General features: G+C 54.5%; 13 protein-coding genes. 10 read left to right on the top strand and 3 right to left on the bottom strand.

Features of this window, described 5'->3' with window-relative positions:
* Positions 1-28 precede the first annotated feature (28 nt).
* The gene (gene ehaB, locus GO007_RS00180; RefSeq protein ID WP_095094257.1) at positions 29-2,980 is read left to right on the top strand and encodes an autotransporter adhesin EhaB; all 2,952 of its coding nucleotides are present in this window, start codon (positions 29-31) and stop codon (positions 2,978-2,980) included.
* Between the two features lie 91 nt (positions 2,981-3,071).
* Entirely contained in the window at positions 3,072-3,695 is a 624-nt protein-coding gene (gene iprA / locus GO007_RS00185) for a hydrogen peroxide resistance inhibitor IprA (RefSeq protein WP_095094259.1), read from the top strand.
* Here iprA and ampH read toward each other — a convergent pair whose 3' ends face one another.
* Positions 3,696-4,853: a D-alanyl-D-alanine-carboxypeptidase/endopeptidase AmpH gene (gene ampH / locus GO007_RS00190; RefSeq protein ID WP_095094261.1), complete on the bottom strand. Its 1,158-nt coding sequence runs from the start codon at positions 4,851-4,853 to the stop codon at positions 3,696-3,698.
* A 198-nt stretch (positions 4,854-5,051) separates the two neighbouring features.
* On the opposite strand from ampH, the gene GO007_RS00195 reads away from it, so the two are divergent.
* The 3 genes from GO007_RS00195 (at position 5,052) to GO007_RS00205 (ending at position 8,051) form a co-directional block, all read left to right on the top strand.
* Positions 5,052-5,585 (top strand): isochorismatase family protein, encoded by a 534-nt coding sequence (locus GO007_RS00195; protein ID WP_095094263.1) that lies wholly within the window; start codon positions 5,052-5,054, stop codon positions 5,583-5,585.
* 117 nt (positions 5,586-5,702) lie between these two features.
* Entirely contained in the window at positions 5,703-6,923 is a 1,221-nt protein-coding gene (gene sbmA, locus GO007_RS00200; RefSeq protein WP_095094265.1) for a peptide antibiotic transporter SbmA, read from the top strand.
* A gap of 18 nt (positions 6,924-6,941) precedes the next feature.
* Positions 6,942-8,051, top strand: a complete 1,110-nt coding sequence (locus GO007_RS00205; protein WP_095094267.1) for a DUF1615 domain-containing protein — start codon at positions 6,942-6,944, stop codon at positions 8,049-8,051.
* Here the strand turns inward: GO007_RS00205 and GO007_RS00210 are convergent.
* Positions 8,048-8,350 carry a DUF2755 family protein gene (locus GO007_RS00210; protein WP_095094269.1) on the bottom strand — a complete coding sequence of 101 codons (303 nt, stop codon included), beginning with the start codon at positions 8,348-8,350 and terminating at the stop codon, positions 8,048-8,050. The genes GO007_RS00205 and GO007_RS00210 overlap by 4 nt on opposite strands.
* Positions 8,351-8,604: 254 nt before the next feature.
* Between GO007_RS00210 and GO007_RS00215 the strand changes: the two genes are divergently transcribed.
* Positions 8,605-8,808, top strand: coding sequence for a DUF2754 family protein (locus tag GO007_RS00215; RefSeq protein WP_095097897.1), 204 nt, complete (start codon positions 8,605-8,607; stop codon positions 8,806-8,808).
* A gap of 76 nt (positions 8,809-8,884) precedes the next feature.
* Here GO007_RS00215 and ddlA read toward each other — a convergent pair whose 3' ends face one another.
* The gene (gene ddlA, locus GO007_RS00220; RefSeq protein ID WP_095094271.1) at positions 8,885-9,982 is read right to left on the bottom strand and encodes a D-alanine--D-alanine ligase; all 1,098 of its coding nucleotides are present in this window, start codon (positions 9,980-9,982) and stop codon (positions 8,885-8,887) included.
* A 336-nt stretch (positions 9,983-10,318) separates the two neighbouring features.
* Between ddlA and GO007_RS00225 the strand changes: the two genes are divergently transcribed.
* From GO007_RS00225 to idnR, 4 genes are all read left to right on the top strand, one after another.
* A complete protein-coding gene (locus tag GO007_RS00225) occupies positions 10,319-11,518 on the top strand; it encodes a multidrug efflux MFS transporter (RefSeq protein WP_095094273.1) in 1,200 nt (399 codons plus the stop codon).
* A gap of 176 nt (positions 11,519-11,694) precedes the next feature.
* Entirely contained in the window at positions 11,695-12,459 is a 765-nt protein-coding gene (idnO, locus tag GO007_RS00230) for a gluconate 5-dehydrogenase (protein WP_095094275.1), read from the top strand.
* A gap of 111 nt (positions 12,460-12,570) precedes the next feature.
* Positions 12,571-13,860, top strand: a complete 1,290-nt coding sequence (locus GO007_RS00235) for an MFS transporter (protein WP_095094277.1) — start codon at positions 12,571-12,573, stop codon at positions 13,858-13,860.
* 66 nt (positions 13,861-13,926) lie between these two features.
* On the top strand, positions 13,927-14,919 hold the full coding sequence (idnR, locus tag GO007_RS00240) for a DNA-binding transcriptional regulator IdnR (RefSeq protein ID WP_095094279.1): 993 nt from the start codon (positions 13,927-13,929) through the stop codon (positions 14,917-14,919).
* Positions 14,920-15,011 lie beyond the last annotated feature (92 nt).

The raw sequence follows: 15,011 nt of genomic DNA on the forward strand, positions 1-15,011 counted from the left end.
ATATTACGTCCCTGAGGAGGGATGACAAATGCACCCTTGGAAAAAGAAATTTGTAGTTTCACAATTAGCATTAGCCTGCACTTTGGCAATCACCTCTCAGGCAAGTGCTTTTAATGATATATCTGGAACCAACTACACGACATTTAAACATTATAATGACGCCAGCTATGCTGACGGCGTTTACTATAATGGTTATGTAGGCTGGAATAACTATGCGGCGGATAGTGTTTATAACGGTGACATTTATCCGGTAATCAATAAATCTGTCGTGAATGGCGTGATCTCTACTTACTATCTGGATGATGGTCTTGCTACCAACGCGAACAGCAATAGCCTTACCATTAAAAACAGCACCATCCACGGGATGATCACCTCTGAGTGCATGACCACCGACTGCGCGGGTCGTGACGCTACCGGCTATGTTTATGACCGCCTGGCGCTGACCGTTGATAACTCAACCATTGATGATAACTATGAGCACTATACCTACAACGGCACGCACGCCGATGGTTCCGTAGATACGCATGTTGTTGACGTTTACGATCTGGGGACGGCCATTACGCTGGATCAGGAGGTTGATCTGGTCGTCAAAAATAACTCCCATGTTGCCGGCATAACCCTGACTCAGGGTTACGAGTGGGGAGATATTGACGACAATACCGTCAGTACCGGCGTCAACAGCAGCGAAGTGTTTCACAACGCGATCAATGTAACGGATTCTACCGTGACGTCTGGCTCATGGTCGGATGAAGGTACCTCTGGCTGGTTCGGCAACAACAATAACGCCAGCGATTACGGCGGTACTGACTTTAGTGCGAGTGGTCATGCCGGTTTTAATGCTGATGACGTCGCGATCTCGGCGATCGCCAATCCGCATGCGGATAACGCAATGCAGACGACGGTTAACCTCACTAACTCTACCTTAATGGGGGACATCTTATTTTCCAGTAACTTTGACCACAATTTCTTCCCGAGCGGTGCGGACAGCTACCGGGATACCAACTCTGCCGTAGACACTAACGGCTGGGACGGCACCGACCGTATGGATGTCACGCTGAATAACGGCAGCAAGTGGGTGGGGGCAGCGATGTCCACACATCAGGTTGATTCTGATGGCGATGGCGTTTACGACAGCTTTGCCGAAGGCACCGAAGCAACCGCAACGCTGCTTGATGTCGCAGCGAACAGCCTCTGGCCGTGGTCGACCTATGGTCTCAGCAACAGCGACACGGCCTATAATGAAAACGGTCACGTTGTCGGCAATGAAGTCTATCAGAGCGGTCTGTTCAATGTGACGCTGAACAGCGGTTCACGGTGGGATACCACCAAAACGTCGCTAATTGATACTTTGAGCATCAACGGCGGTTCTGTCGTGAACGTAGCGGATTCCACCCTGGTTTCCGACACCATCTCCCTGACCGGTGGTTCTGCCCTGAAGATCGATGAAGATGGCCATGTGGCGACCCACGCGCTGACAGTCGACAACAGTACCGTAATGATTGCCGACGATGTCTCTGCTGGCTGGGGCGTGGATGATGCCGCGCTGTATGCCAACATCGTCAACGTTACCCACGATGGTATTCTCGATGTGGGCAACAGCACGGCGTACGCGATGCAGGCCGATACGCTGAATCTGACCAGCTCGACGGATGCCGGCGGGAAAGTACACGCTGGCGTGTTTAATGTTCACAGCAATCGCTTCGTGCTGAATGCCGATTTAACCAACGATCGTACTAACGATACCGCTAAGCCTAACTACGGCTACGGCACCATCGCCATGAACTCCGATGGTCATCTGACCATTAACGGCAATGGTGACTCCGACACCTCTTTCGACCAGTCCGAAGTGGATAACGCGGGCGACAACGTTGCGGCAGCCACCGGCAACTTCAAGGTTCGCATTGATAATGCGGCGGGTACGGGCTCCGTTGCCGATTACAAAGGCAAAGAGCTGATCTATGTTAACGACAAGAGCAGCACCGCCACCTTCTCTGCGGCAAACAAAGCCGATCTGGGTGCCTACACCTGGCAGGCTAAGCAGGAAGGTAACCTGGTTGTGATGCAGCAGAGGGCGCTGACCGATTATGCGAACATGGCGCTCAGCATCCCGTCCGCTAACAGCAATATCTGGAATCTGCAGCAGGATACCGTGGCGACTCGTCTGACCCACTCCCGGCATGGTCTGGCGGATAACGGCGGCGCCTGGGGCAGCTATTTAGGCGCTAGCTTCAGCGGCGACAATGACACCATCAGCTACGATCAGAACGTGAACGGCGCCATGCTGGGTCTGGATACCAAAATTGATGGCAACCATGCTCAGTGGATCGTCGGTGCCGCCGCGGGCTTCGTGAAAGGCGACCTGAGCGATCGCAGCGGTCAGGTGGATCAGGACAGCCAGACCGCCTATATCTACTCGTCCGCTCGCTTTGCAAACAACGTTTTCGTTGACGGTTCTCTGAACTACTCTCACTTCAGCAACCAGCTGTCTGCCAATATGAGCAACGGCCAGTTCGTGGACGGCAGTACTTCCTCCGATGCCTGGGGCTTCGGTCTGAAACTGGGTTACGACCGGAAGCTGGGTAATGCAGGGTATGTAACTCCTTACGGCAGCGTATCAGGCCTGTTCCAGTCCGGGGACGACTACCGCCTGAGCAACGGCATGAAAGTGGGCGGCCAGTCTTACGACAGCATGCGCTATGAGCTGGGCGTTGATGCGGGCTACACCTTTACCTACGGTAGCGATCAGGCCCTGACGCCTTACTTCAAGCTGGCCTATGTTTATGACGATGCCGACAACAACGCTAAGGTAAACGGTGACTCTATCGATAACGGCACCGAAGGTTCTGCGGTACGCGTTGGGCTGGGTACTCAGTTCAGCTTTACCCGCAACTTCAGCGCCTACTCCGATGTGAGTTACCTCGGTGGCGGGGATGTGGATCAGGACTGGGCTGCTAACGTCGGCGTTAAATACACCTGGTAAGATTGTTTGCAGTGATAAAACATTAAAGGTTATTTAATCTAAGAGTATGCCCGTCAAGGATTTGACGGGCATTATTGTCAGGAATGCATAAATGTTATCACTGAGTAAACCGCTTAATGAATTTGATCAGCTGGATCAATGCTTGTCAAAATACGGCACTCACTTCGAATTTTGTAGTAAAAAGCAGATGGTATTTTCGAATGATATACATTGTGACAAAACGGTAGTTATTTTAGCCGGCGTGATCTCTCTGCGCAGAGGTGAAAATATTCTGGTTGGTATCGCTCAGGCCCCCTTTATTATCGGGCTGGCCGATGGGGTCATGAAAAATGAGGTTAAATATAAAATCATGACTGAGGGGGAGTGTACTGGATATCATCTGCCTTCCTCGCAGGCGATTAAAATAATCGACCAGAATAATTTGTGGCGCGACGCATTCTGCTGGCTGGTATGGCATAATCGTATTATGGAGCTACGCGACCTGCAGCTAATTGGTAATAATTCCTATGAGCAAATTCGCGCAACGCTGCTGTCGATGATTGACTGGGACGAGCAATTACGTTTTCGTATTGGCGTTATGAATTATATCCATCAAAAAACGCGTATTTCGCGCTCCGTGGTGGCCGAAGTGCTTGCTGCTCTCCGTAAGGGCGGCTATATCGAAATGGATAAAGGCAAACTGGTTAGCATCAACCATTTGCCTTCAGAATATTAATCAGGATTCGGGAACAGCCAGCGGCTTTTCCCCGCTCAATTCGCTGACCAGGTCATTGATGCCATTACTCATATTGCTAAAGCGCGTCAGCGAAGAGCGGGTGACCACCACAAAGGCGCCCACGTTAGCCTGCGGGTTCATCGCCATATAGGTAATAAATCCGCCGCCGCCGCCGGTCTTCTGAATAATGCCCGGATGGCCGTCCTTCGGCTTCATATAAACCCAGCCAAGGCCCAGCGCATCGGCTTTCCCCGGCACGTCCATACCGATAACGCGGGTCAGCTGGCTGCGCTGATAGATCAGCGTCTGCATGCGGTCAGCCTGCTGGCCGCGGGTGTAAAAATCAGAAGAGAGGAACTGCTGCATCCAGCGCATCATATCTCCCGGCGTGGAGTAAACGCCGCCGCTGCCGATCGCCGCCAGGGTGTTGTTGCACGGGCTGGCCCCTTTCTCGGCGACCATCAGGCGGCCGCATTGATCCGGCGATGGCGTAAAGGTGGTGTCTTTCATGCCCAGCGGGCGGGTAATTTGCTCTTCAAACAGCTGCGGATAAGGCTTGCCAGCGGCGTTCGAAAGGGCGTCCGCCAGCAGATCGAAAGCGAGGTTGGAGTAGGCGGCCTGGGAGCCGGGCGCGGCTTTCAACGACGTTGTCGACAGCCATTCCCAGCGCTGCTGGCGGGTCGGCCAGACGAAGACCGCGCGGTGCGCCGCGCCGCCGGGCTGTTCACGCGGCAGGGCGCTGGTATGCGTCGCCAGGTTAACCAGCGTAATCGGCGTGCCCTGATAGCTCGGCACCCGAGCGCCCGGCGGAGCGTATTTGCTCAGCGGATCGTTAAGCTTAACCACTCCCTGATCGAGCATTTTCACCAGCATTTCGCTGGTCATCAGTTTACTCAATGAGGCGATGCGGATGACGGAATCCAGCTGAGGATGTTCATTATTGCCCGGGCGCGTCTCGCCAAAGCTGCGAAAAACGCGCTGGTTGCCGTCGATGACGACCAGCGCCATGCCGGTAGCGCCGCTGCCGTAGTAGATATGGTTGGCGTAACGGTCGACAATATCGGAGGCAAATTCCGGATCGACGCTCGGTTGAGCAGCCTGGACCGATGTCCACGACGCCGCGCACAGCGCAGCAAAAATGAGCAGACTACGTTTCAACGGGGGTATCCATATGATGAAAAGAGATATAGAGCGTATTTATACTACGAAGCGAGGCAGAGCAAGGCGGGAATAACGTCAATATTGTGCGGAAAAACGTAACGGTGCGTAAAAAGGACTTTTTTGCGTATCAGCATATCCGCTTTCCCCGGCGGGCGGGTATGATTAGCGTTTGATTAATCGGGAGATGAGAGAGAGATGGCGACTCAGCGGGTGGTAATGGTAGTCGATATGCAAAATGGCGTCTTTGCGACGCCGCGGGTTGAGCGAGCACGCTGCGTCGCGCACATTAACCGCCTGACACGCGCCGCGGATCGCGTTATTTTCATTCAACACGCGGAAGACGGCGGGCTGGAAGAGGGCAGCGACGGTTTCGCCCTGCTGGCGGAACTGGAGCAGCCGGCGGGATCGCTGTATGTCACCAAAACCGCCTGCGATGCGTTCTATCAAACCCGCCTTGCACAGCTATTGAGCGACCTGAACATCGAAGAGTTCGTCATTTGCGGCTGCGCAACCGATTATTGCGTCGATACCACCATCAAAAACGGCGCCAGCCGCGGCTATGCCATTACCGTTGCCGAAGATGCGCACACCACCGCCAACCGCGCTGCGGCGCAGGCGAAAACGCTGATTGCCCACTATAACGAGGTCTGGCGCACGCTGACCGTCCCCGGCAATCCTGTACGCGTGAAACCCATAGAAACAATTCTTAGCGATTGGCAGACGAACTAAGCTGCTGATATCCGGTCTCATCATCCGGTTGCCTTTCTTTGCCGCTGCCGATCTGCAGCGAGCATTGTCGTGGTACACAGCATAATCAGAACGATAAGAAGTTAGCAGGAGAGCATGATGTTTAAATCTTTTTTCCCCAAACCGGGGCCGTTTTTTATCTCTGCCTTTATCTGGTCACTGCTGGCGGTGATCTTTTGGCAGGCGGGCGGCGGCGACTGGCTGCTGCGCTTAACCGGAGCCTCGCAAAACGTGGCCATCAGCGCCGCGCGTTTCTGGTCGCTGAACTATCTGCTGTTCTACGTTTACTATATGTTCTGCGTCGGCGTGTTTGCTCTGTTTTGGTTTATCTACAGTCCGCATCGCTGGCAGTACTGGTCGATCCTCGGCACCGCGCTGATTATCTTCGTCACCTGGTTTATGGTCGAAGTCGGGGTGGCGATTAACGCCTGGTACGCGCCGTTCTACGATCTGATTCAGTCCGCGCTGGCCACGCCGCATAAGGTCAGCATCAACCAGTTTTATCAGGAGATCGGCGTATTCCTCGGCATCGCGCTCATTGCGGTCATTATCGGCGTGATGAACAACTTTTTCGTCAGCCACTACGTCTTCCGCTGGCGCACCGCGATGAACGAACACTACATGGCGCACTGGCACCACTTACGCCATATCGAAGGTGCGGCCCAGCGTGTGCAGGAAGATACCATGCGCTTTGCCTCTACCCTTGAGGATATGGGCGTTAGCTTTATCAACGCGGTGATGACGCTGATTGCCTTCCTGCCGGTGCTGGTGACCCTGTCCGAGCACGTGCCGGACCTGCCGATTGTCGGCCACCTGCCGTATGGCCTGGTGATTGCGGCGATCGTCTGGTCGCTGATGGGAACCGGTATGCTGGCGGTGGTGGGGATTAAGCTTCCGGGCCTCGAGTTTAAAAACCAGCGCGTTGAGGCGGCCTATCGTAAAGAGCTGGTGTACGGCGAAGACGACGCCGCTCGCGCGACGCCGCCGACCGTACGCGAGCTGTTTGGCGCCGTACGCCGTAACTATTTCCGCCTTTATTTCCACTATATGTACTTCAACATCGCGCGCATTCTCTATCTGCAGGTTGATAACGTTTTCGGTTTGTTCCTGCTGTTTCCGTCGATCGTTGCCGGTACCATTACGCTGGGCCTGATGACGCAGATAACCAACGTATTTGGCCAGGTGCGCGGTTCGTTCCAGTACCTGATCAGCTCCTGGACTACGCTGGTGGAACTGATGTCCATCTACAAACGTCTGCGCAGCTTTGAACGTGAACTCGATGGCAAAGAGCTGAGTGAAGTGACGCAAACGCTCGGTTAATTATCTCAAGGAAGGATTATGGCGGCAGCAGCCTCTACCCGTATCGTTTCGCTCTCCCTGACGCTCCTGGCGGGGATGGTTCTCAGCGCCTGTACCAGCAATCAGGGGCCGGCGCTAAAAAAAGACGAAAAGCCCGTGGACGTTGCCGCCGTGGTACGGCAAAAAATGCCGGCCAGCGTGAAGGACCGTGACCAATGGGCGCAGGCGATCGCTAAAGCCTTCGAAAGCCAGAAGCTGGCGCCGACGGAAGAAAACGTCTGTTCGGTGCTGGCGGTGGCCCAGCAGGAATCCAACTATCAGTCAGACCCGGTCGTGCCGGGGCTGAATAAAATCGCCTGGCAGGAGATAGACCGCCGGGCGGAGAAAATGCACATTCCGCTGTTCGTCGTGCATACCGCGCTAAAAATTCCCTCGCCTGATGGTAAAAGCTACAGCGAACGCTTGGATAGCGTGAAAACGGAGAAGCAGCTAAGCGCCGTATTTGACGATTTTATCGACATGGTGCCGATGGGCCAGACCCTGTTTGGCTCCCTCAATCCGGTGCATACCGGCGGGCCGATGCAGGTAAGCATCGCCTTCGCCCAGCAGCATACCGATGGCTATCCGTGGAAAATGGAGGGTACCGTGCGCAAGGAGGTCTTCAGCCTGCGCGGCGGCCTGTGGTTTGGCACCCGGCATTTGCTGAACTATCCGGCGAACTATAGCGTGCCGCTGTATCGCTTTGCTGATTTCAACGCCGGCTGGTACGCCAGCCGCAATGCCGCATTTCAGCATGCGGTCAGCAAAGTTAGCGGCGTGAAGCTGGCGCTGGACGGGGATTTGATTCGCTACGACAGCGATGAGGCGGGAAGCACGGAACTGGCGGTGCGGCGCGTAGCCGGACAGCTGGCGATGAGCGATGACGATATTCACCGTCAGCTGAAAAAAGGCGACAGCCTGGCGTTTGAAAAAACCGACCTCTATCAGCAGATTTTCCGCCTTGCCGATCGGAAAGCAGGCAAGGCCGTGCCGCGAGAAATACTCCCCGGTATTCAGCTCGAAAGCCCTAAAATTACGCGAAACCTGACGACAGCCTGGTTCGCTAAGCGGGTTGATGACAGGCGCGCCAGCTGCATGGCGCGTCGTTAGCGATTATTGCGCCAGCGCAGGATCAGCCCGAGCAGAGCGACCAGCAGGCAGCCAGACAGAAAGGGGACCAGGCCAAATACTGTCCCTACCGCCAGGCTTATTTCTATACGCGGATGGTGGGTGTTCTGGACCTGTATTAAGTGTTCAAAAACGCCGGGCGCGTGCACCAGCATGCTCAGCATTTGCGCCCCGGCCCAGAAGCAGAACAGCACAAACAGTCCGTAGGCGATATTGCTGCTGGTCAGCGGGCTCCTTCTTTTTTTGCCAAAGAGCGCTTTTGAAAAGGCAAACTCTGCCATATAACCTCCGTACTCCACTTCTCAGCCGCTTTTTACACCGGCTACACGGCGATTATTCTGGCAGCGGAGGGCGCTATCCAGTATCAGATTGCTGGTAATTTTCGGCCAGGAATACTCCTGAACTTGCCACTTTGCGAGCGTGCTAAAAATTTGTGAAATGGAGAGCCATCTCCCACTGTTAAATAATTCTCAACGTCGCTACAGACCGCGGATTGCGCCTGTGCGAAGATGATTTTTTTGCCGTTGGAGTTGTCATGAAGCTCACTGAGAAAATTCGCCGTGACTGGCACTATTACGCTATTGCGCTGGGGTTAATTTTTATTCTGAATGGCGTTGTGGGGCTGCTGGGGTTTGAAACTCAGGGCTGGCAATCCTATGCCGTCGGGCTGGTGACCTGGGTCATTAGTTTCTGGCTGGCGGGGTTTATTATTCGCCGTCGTCCGGCAGAGGAAGCTTAGGGCGCTGCGGGTTATCCAGCCGACCGGGCCGTAAACCTGTCGCCCCGGCAAGCGCAGCGCCGCCGGGGCAATCTCATCAGTTCATCGAAGTTTTCAGCGCCCGATCGGCGGCGTGACGCTCCAGCGCCAGCTCAATCAGGCGGGTGATCAGGCTGGTATAATCCAGCCCGCTGGCTTGCCACAGTTTGGGATACATGCTGATATTGGTAAATCCTGGCAGCGTGTTGATTTCATTGATAACAACTTCATTATCTGCCGTCAGAAATACGTCGACGCGCGCCATGCCGCTACAGCCGAGCGTCTGATAGGCACGAACGGCAATATCCCGAATTTTATCGTTAACTTCACCGTCGATGGCCGCCGGAACGACGACTTTCGCTCCCTGGTCGTCAATGTATTTGGTGTCGTAGGCGTAGAATTCGCTGTTGAGGACGATTTCGCCGCAGGTGCTGGCCTGAGGAGCGTCGTTACCCAATACCGCGCACTCGATCTCCCGGCCTTTAATCCCTTGTTCAACCACCACTTTATGGTCAAATTCAAAGGCCAGCGCGACCGCCTGCTGATACTGTTCTTCGTTGTTCACCTTGCTGACGCCCACCGACGAGCCCTGATTGGCCGGTTTGACAAACAGCGGCAGGCCGAGCGTGCTTTGCACTTCAGCGAAGCTAAAACGCTGGCGGTTGGCGCGGGTCAGGGTAATAAACGGCGCGATAGACAGGCCGGCGTCACGCAGCAGGCGTTTGGTGACGTCTTTATCCATGCAGGCGGCGGAGCCGAGCACGTCCGAGCCGACGAAGGGCAGGTTAGCCATCCGCAGCATACCCTGCAGCGAGCCGTCTTCTCCCAGAGTGCCGTGCACTATCGGGAAAATGACGTCGATGGCGGCCAGCGGTTGGCCGCTGTCGGCATTAATCAGCTGCCCGGATTCGCGACCGGGAATCTGTGCCAGCGTGACATCAGAGGGACGCAGCGCAATACGGGCAGGATCCTGCGGGTTCAACAGATAGTTACCGGCATCGTTAATATGCCAGATACCCTGCTTATCAATCCCCAGCAGAACGACGTCAAAGCGCGATTTATCAATTGCTTCCACGATGTTCTTCGCCGACTGCAGCGACACTTCATGTTCTGCCGACTTGCCGCCAAAAACGATCCCAACCCTCATCTTAGCCATTTCAACTTCCATCCTGATTACATCAAAGCACATAACATAGCATGCGCAATGACGGCGTGGCTGCCAGAATCTCTGCGGCAGATCGCAGGGGGTTAAAAGCTGTTCAACCGCCGCTGCGGATCGGCAGGCGAGGGCGGAAACCGATGCCCGCCGGTGCCGGAGCCTCAGCACAACGCGCTGAGGCTCCGGCGATTAGCTCTGATAATATTTTATAAATCGGGATATGGAGCGATAAAATACTAAACTGATCGCTAGCGCATCTCTGGTAATACGCCCGCTGAGGGAAATTGCTAAGCTAGATAATAATTCACAAAAAACTAATGAATACGCGTAGTTATGGAATCCTGGAAGGTTAATCTTATCTCCGTCTGGTTCGGGTGCTTTTTCACCGGCCTGGCAATCAGCCAAATTCTCCCGTTTTTGCCGCTCTATGTTTCCCAGCTCGGCGTCACCTCTCACGAGGCGCTGTCGATGTGGTCGGGCCTGACCTTTAGCGTCACCTTCCTGGTATCGGCCATCGTTTCGCCGATGTGGGGCAGCCTCGCGGATCGCAAAGGGCGCAAGCTGATGCTGCTGCGCGCCTCCCTGGGGATGGCGATTGCCATCCTGCTCCAGGCCTTTGCGACTAACGTCTGGCAGCTGTTTATCCTGCGTGCGGTGATGGGGCTGACTTCCGGCTATATTCCCAATGCGATGGCGCTGGTGGCCTCCCAGGTACCGCGAGAGCGCAGCGGCTGGGCGCTCAGTACCCTGTCGACGGCGCAAATTAGCGGCGTAATCGGCGGACCGCTGCTGGGGGGCTTCCTTGCCGACCACGTTGGGCTGCGAATGGTATTTATCATTACCGCCATTTTGCTGACGGTGAGCTTCCTGGTGACGCTGTTCCTGATTAAAGAGGGCGTGCGCCCGCAGGTCAACAAAGCGGATCGCTTAAGCGGCAGAGAGGTATTTGCTTCGCTGCCGTATCCTGGCCTGGTTATTAGCCTGTTCTTCACGACCCTGGTGATCCAGCTGTGCAACGGTTCAATCGGCCCGATTCTGGCGCTGTTTATCAAATCGATGGCCCCGGAGAGTAATAATATTGCCTTCCTCGCCGGAATGATTGCCGCCGTGCCGGGCGTTTCGGCGCTGATCTCGGCCCCGCGTTTAGGCAAGCTTGGCGATCGGATCGGAACCTCGCGTATCCTGCTGGCGACGCTGTGCTGCGCGGTGGTGATGTTCTTCGCGATGTCGTTCGTGACCACGCCGCTGCAGCTGGGCGTGCTGCGCTTCATGCTTGGCTTTGCCGACGGCGCGATGCTGCCCGCGGTGCAAACCCTGCTGCTCAAATACTGCAGCGATAGCGTTACCGGACGCATCTTCGGCTACAACCAGTCGTTTATGTATCTGGGGAACGTGGTCGGGCCGCTGATTGGCGCCTCGGTATCGGCAATGGCCGGCTTCCGCTGGGTGTTTATCGCCACGGCGATTATCGTCCTTATTAACCTTTGGCAGCTGGCCGTTATGCTGCGGCGCAGCCGCCAAACGACGGCTTAATCACACTCCTCCCTTCTGCCGGTATTTACGTCACAGCGTAAATGCCGGTTACCGATATCTCTCGGTTATAAATGTATCTCCGATCACAAAATGATCATTTTCACCTCTTCGCCCCTTCTATTTGTAGCTGTTACGCGTATACAGTTACGCGTAACAGCTATCTGGAAAGAGGTTTTATGAGAAATTTATTCGATTTGTCAGGGAAACGAGCGCTCATCACCGGTTCTGCTCAGGGGATTGGCAATCTGCTGGCCGGCGGCCTTGCAGAGTACGGCGCGGAGATCATTATCAACGATCGGACTCAGCAGCGTGCGGACCAGGCCGCGCAGGCGCTGGTTGCCCGAGGCTATCGCGCAGTGGGATGCGCATTTGATGTGACTAAGGCGGCGGAGATTGAGCGTGGGATTACCCGTATTGAGCAGGAAATTGGTGCGATAGATATTTTAATTAATAACGCCGGGATCCAGCGTCGATATCCTTTTACTGAATTCCCCGAAGAGGAGTGGGATCGGGTTATTGAAGTTAACCAGAAAGGCGTATTCCTCGTCTCGCAGCAGGTTGCTAAATATATGATGACACGTCGTGCGGGTAAAATAATAAATATTTGCTCGATGCAAAGTGAATTAGGTCGAAAAACCATTACCCCTTATGCCGCATCGAAAGGGGCGGTTAAAATGCTAACCCGCGGAATGTGCGTGGAACTGGCGGAATATAATATTCAGGTTAATGGCATTGCACCCGGCTATTTTGCTACCGAGATGACGGCTGCGCTGGTGGACGACGAGGCGTTTTCCGCGTGGCTGTATCAGCGTACGCCGGCGGCCCGCTGGGGAAAACCGGAAGAGCTGATTGGCGCTGCGGTGTATCTGGCCTCTCCGGCGGCAAACTTCGTTAACGGTCATGTGTTGTTTGTCGACGGCGGGATGCTAGCCGCAGTCTAATTCTCACTATATTTCAGGCTGCATCGCTATTGTTTTTAGGCGCAGTTAATAAAATTAAGCTGAAGTAATAATTAAACCCGGTTGATTACGATCATAATCTGAGGATTGCTTATGCAAATGCTCGCGAAGTTACCAGCGCGTCGCTGGTGGTATTTAATGCCCATCATTTTTATTACCTATAGTCTGGCATATCTTGACCGCGCGAATTACGGATTTGCCGCCGCGGCGGGAATTGAGAATGATTTAGGTATAACCAAAGGGACTGCGTCGCTGATTGGTGCGCTCTTTTTTCTCGGCTATTTCTTTTTCCAGGTTCCCGGCGCGATATATGCCGTAAAGCGCAGCGTGCGCAAAATGATTTTTTGCAGCCTTATATTATGGGGCGTCTGCGCGGCGGCGACCGGATTTGTCAGTAATATTCCGATGTTGATGGCTATTCGCTTTACCCTCGGCGTGGTCGAGGCGGCGGTGATGCCAGCGATGCTGATTTATATCAGCAACTGGTTTACCAAAACCGAGCGTTCGCGTGCCAATACCTTCCTGATCCTCGGTAATCCGGTGACCGTGCTGTGGATGTCTATCGTTTCCGGCTACCTGATTCAGTCCTGGGGCTGGCGGGAGATGTTTATTATCGAAGGCATTCCGGCGGTCCTGTGGGCGGTATGCTGGTGGATACTGGTTCGCGATAAACCCTCAGAGGTCTCCTGGCTGAATGAGCAGGAAAAACAGACTCTGCAGCAGGCGATGGATAGCGAACAGAGTAATATCAAGCCGGTACGTAATTATGGCGAAGCGCTGCGGTCGCGCAACGTCATTATGCTGTGCGCCGTGCATGCGCTGTGGAGCATCGGCGTGTACGGTTTTATGATGTGGATGCCGTCGATTCTGAAAAATGCCGCACAGATGGATATTGTGGCGGTAGGCTGGCTGGCGGCCGTGCCGTATCTGGCTGCCATTATATTAATGCTGACGGTCTCCTGGCTGTCGGACAAGTTCCAGAATCGTAAGCTGTTCATTTGGCCATTGTTACTGATCGCCGCTATTGCCTTCTTCGGTTCATGGATGGTGGGCAACCAGGCATTCTGGTTCTCTTATGCGCTGCTGGTGATTGCCGCCGCCTGCATGTACGCGCCGTACGGTCCTTTCTTTGCGCTGATTCCTGAGCTGCTGCCGCGTAACGTCTCCGGCGTTTCTATGGGGCTGATTAACAGCTTCGGGGCGCTTGGTGCTTTCCTCGGCGCGTGGCTGGTTGGCTATTTGAATGGCGTTACGGGCGGTCCCGGCGTTTCTTACACCTTTATGGCTATCGCGCTGCTGGCCTCGGTGGTGCTGATGTATAACGTGCGTGCCAATAATGAACCCTCTTCATCACTGGTAACGGCAAAAAAGGTTGCGGGTTAACATAAACCGTAGCTGCTGTGGTAAGGTTCTCTGCGAGCACATAAGTCGTTTGTCGTAGAGAACCTGATGAAAAACAGCCGGATGACATTACAGGATATCGCCAACCTGGCGGGGCTTAATAAAATGACGGTGAGCCGCTATTTGCGCGACCCAGGCCAGGTGTCGCAGCGCAGCCGCGAGCTTATTTCTAAAGTCATGGAAGAGAATAACTACATCCCTAACCGGGCACCGGAAATCCTGCTCAACGCGCGCAGTAAAACAATCGGCGTGCTGATCCCCTCCTTTCGCAATCAGATTTTCGCCGACGTGCTGGCCGGTATTGAGTCGGTGACTTCCGCGCATCAGTACCAGACCCTGATCGCTAACTACGAATATGACCCGCAGCGCGAAGAGCGCGAAGTGCTCAACCTGCTTTCATATAATATCGATGGCCTGATCCTGACCGGCAAGCAGCATAGCGATCGCATGATCCAATACGTACGCGCGAGCGGTATTCCGGTTGCGGAACTGATGGACTTCGGTGGCCAGCAGCTTGATATTCAGGTGGGATTCGATAACGAAAAGGCCGCATGGGACATGACCAACGCTTTTCTCGAAAGCGGCAAACGGTCAATCGCCTTTTTTGGCTCAATGGACGATCCCCGCGATCTGAGTCGTTTTCGCGGTACCGAACTGGCGCTGCAGGCTCATGGCCTGAAGGCGTATCATATGGCTCCGCGTACTATTTCTTCGGTCGCCCTTGGGCGGCAGATGTTCCTGAAAATGCAGCAGTCGTGCCCGGGTATCGACGCGATTTTTTGTACCAATGACGATCTGGCGGTTGGCGTATTGCTTGAATGCCAGTCGCAGGGTAAAGCGGTGCCGCAGGAGATGGCTATTGCTGGTTTTCACGGGCTGGAAATTGGCCGCGCGAGTTTGCAGAAAATAGCCAGCGTCATTACCCCACGTTATGACATCGGTAAAACGGCCAGCGAAATACTGCTCGCCAGACTTGCCGGTAAAGATGCGCCGGACAGCGTGAATTTGGGCTATCAGATATATTATGGCGATACGTTATAGTTATATATGCGCCATGCTTAAAATTGCCGATGCCTTGACCCTGCGGCGCCCGGCCTCGTCCATGAGTCCCGACCCGTTACATAGCTATGCTC

The organism is Klebsiella sp. 10-1, from assembly GCF_009758445.1.
Lineage (GTDB): Bacteria > Pseudomonadota > Gammaproteobacteria > Enterobacterales > Enterobacteriaceae > Klebsiella > Klebsiella scottii.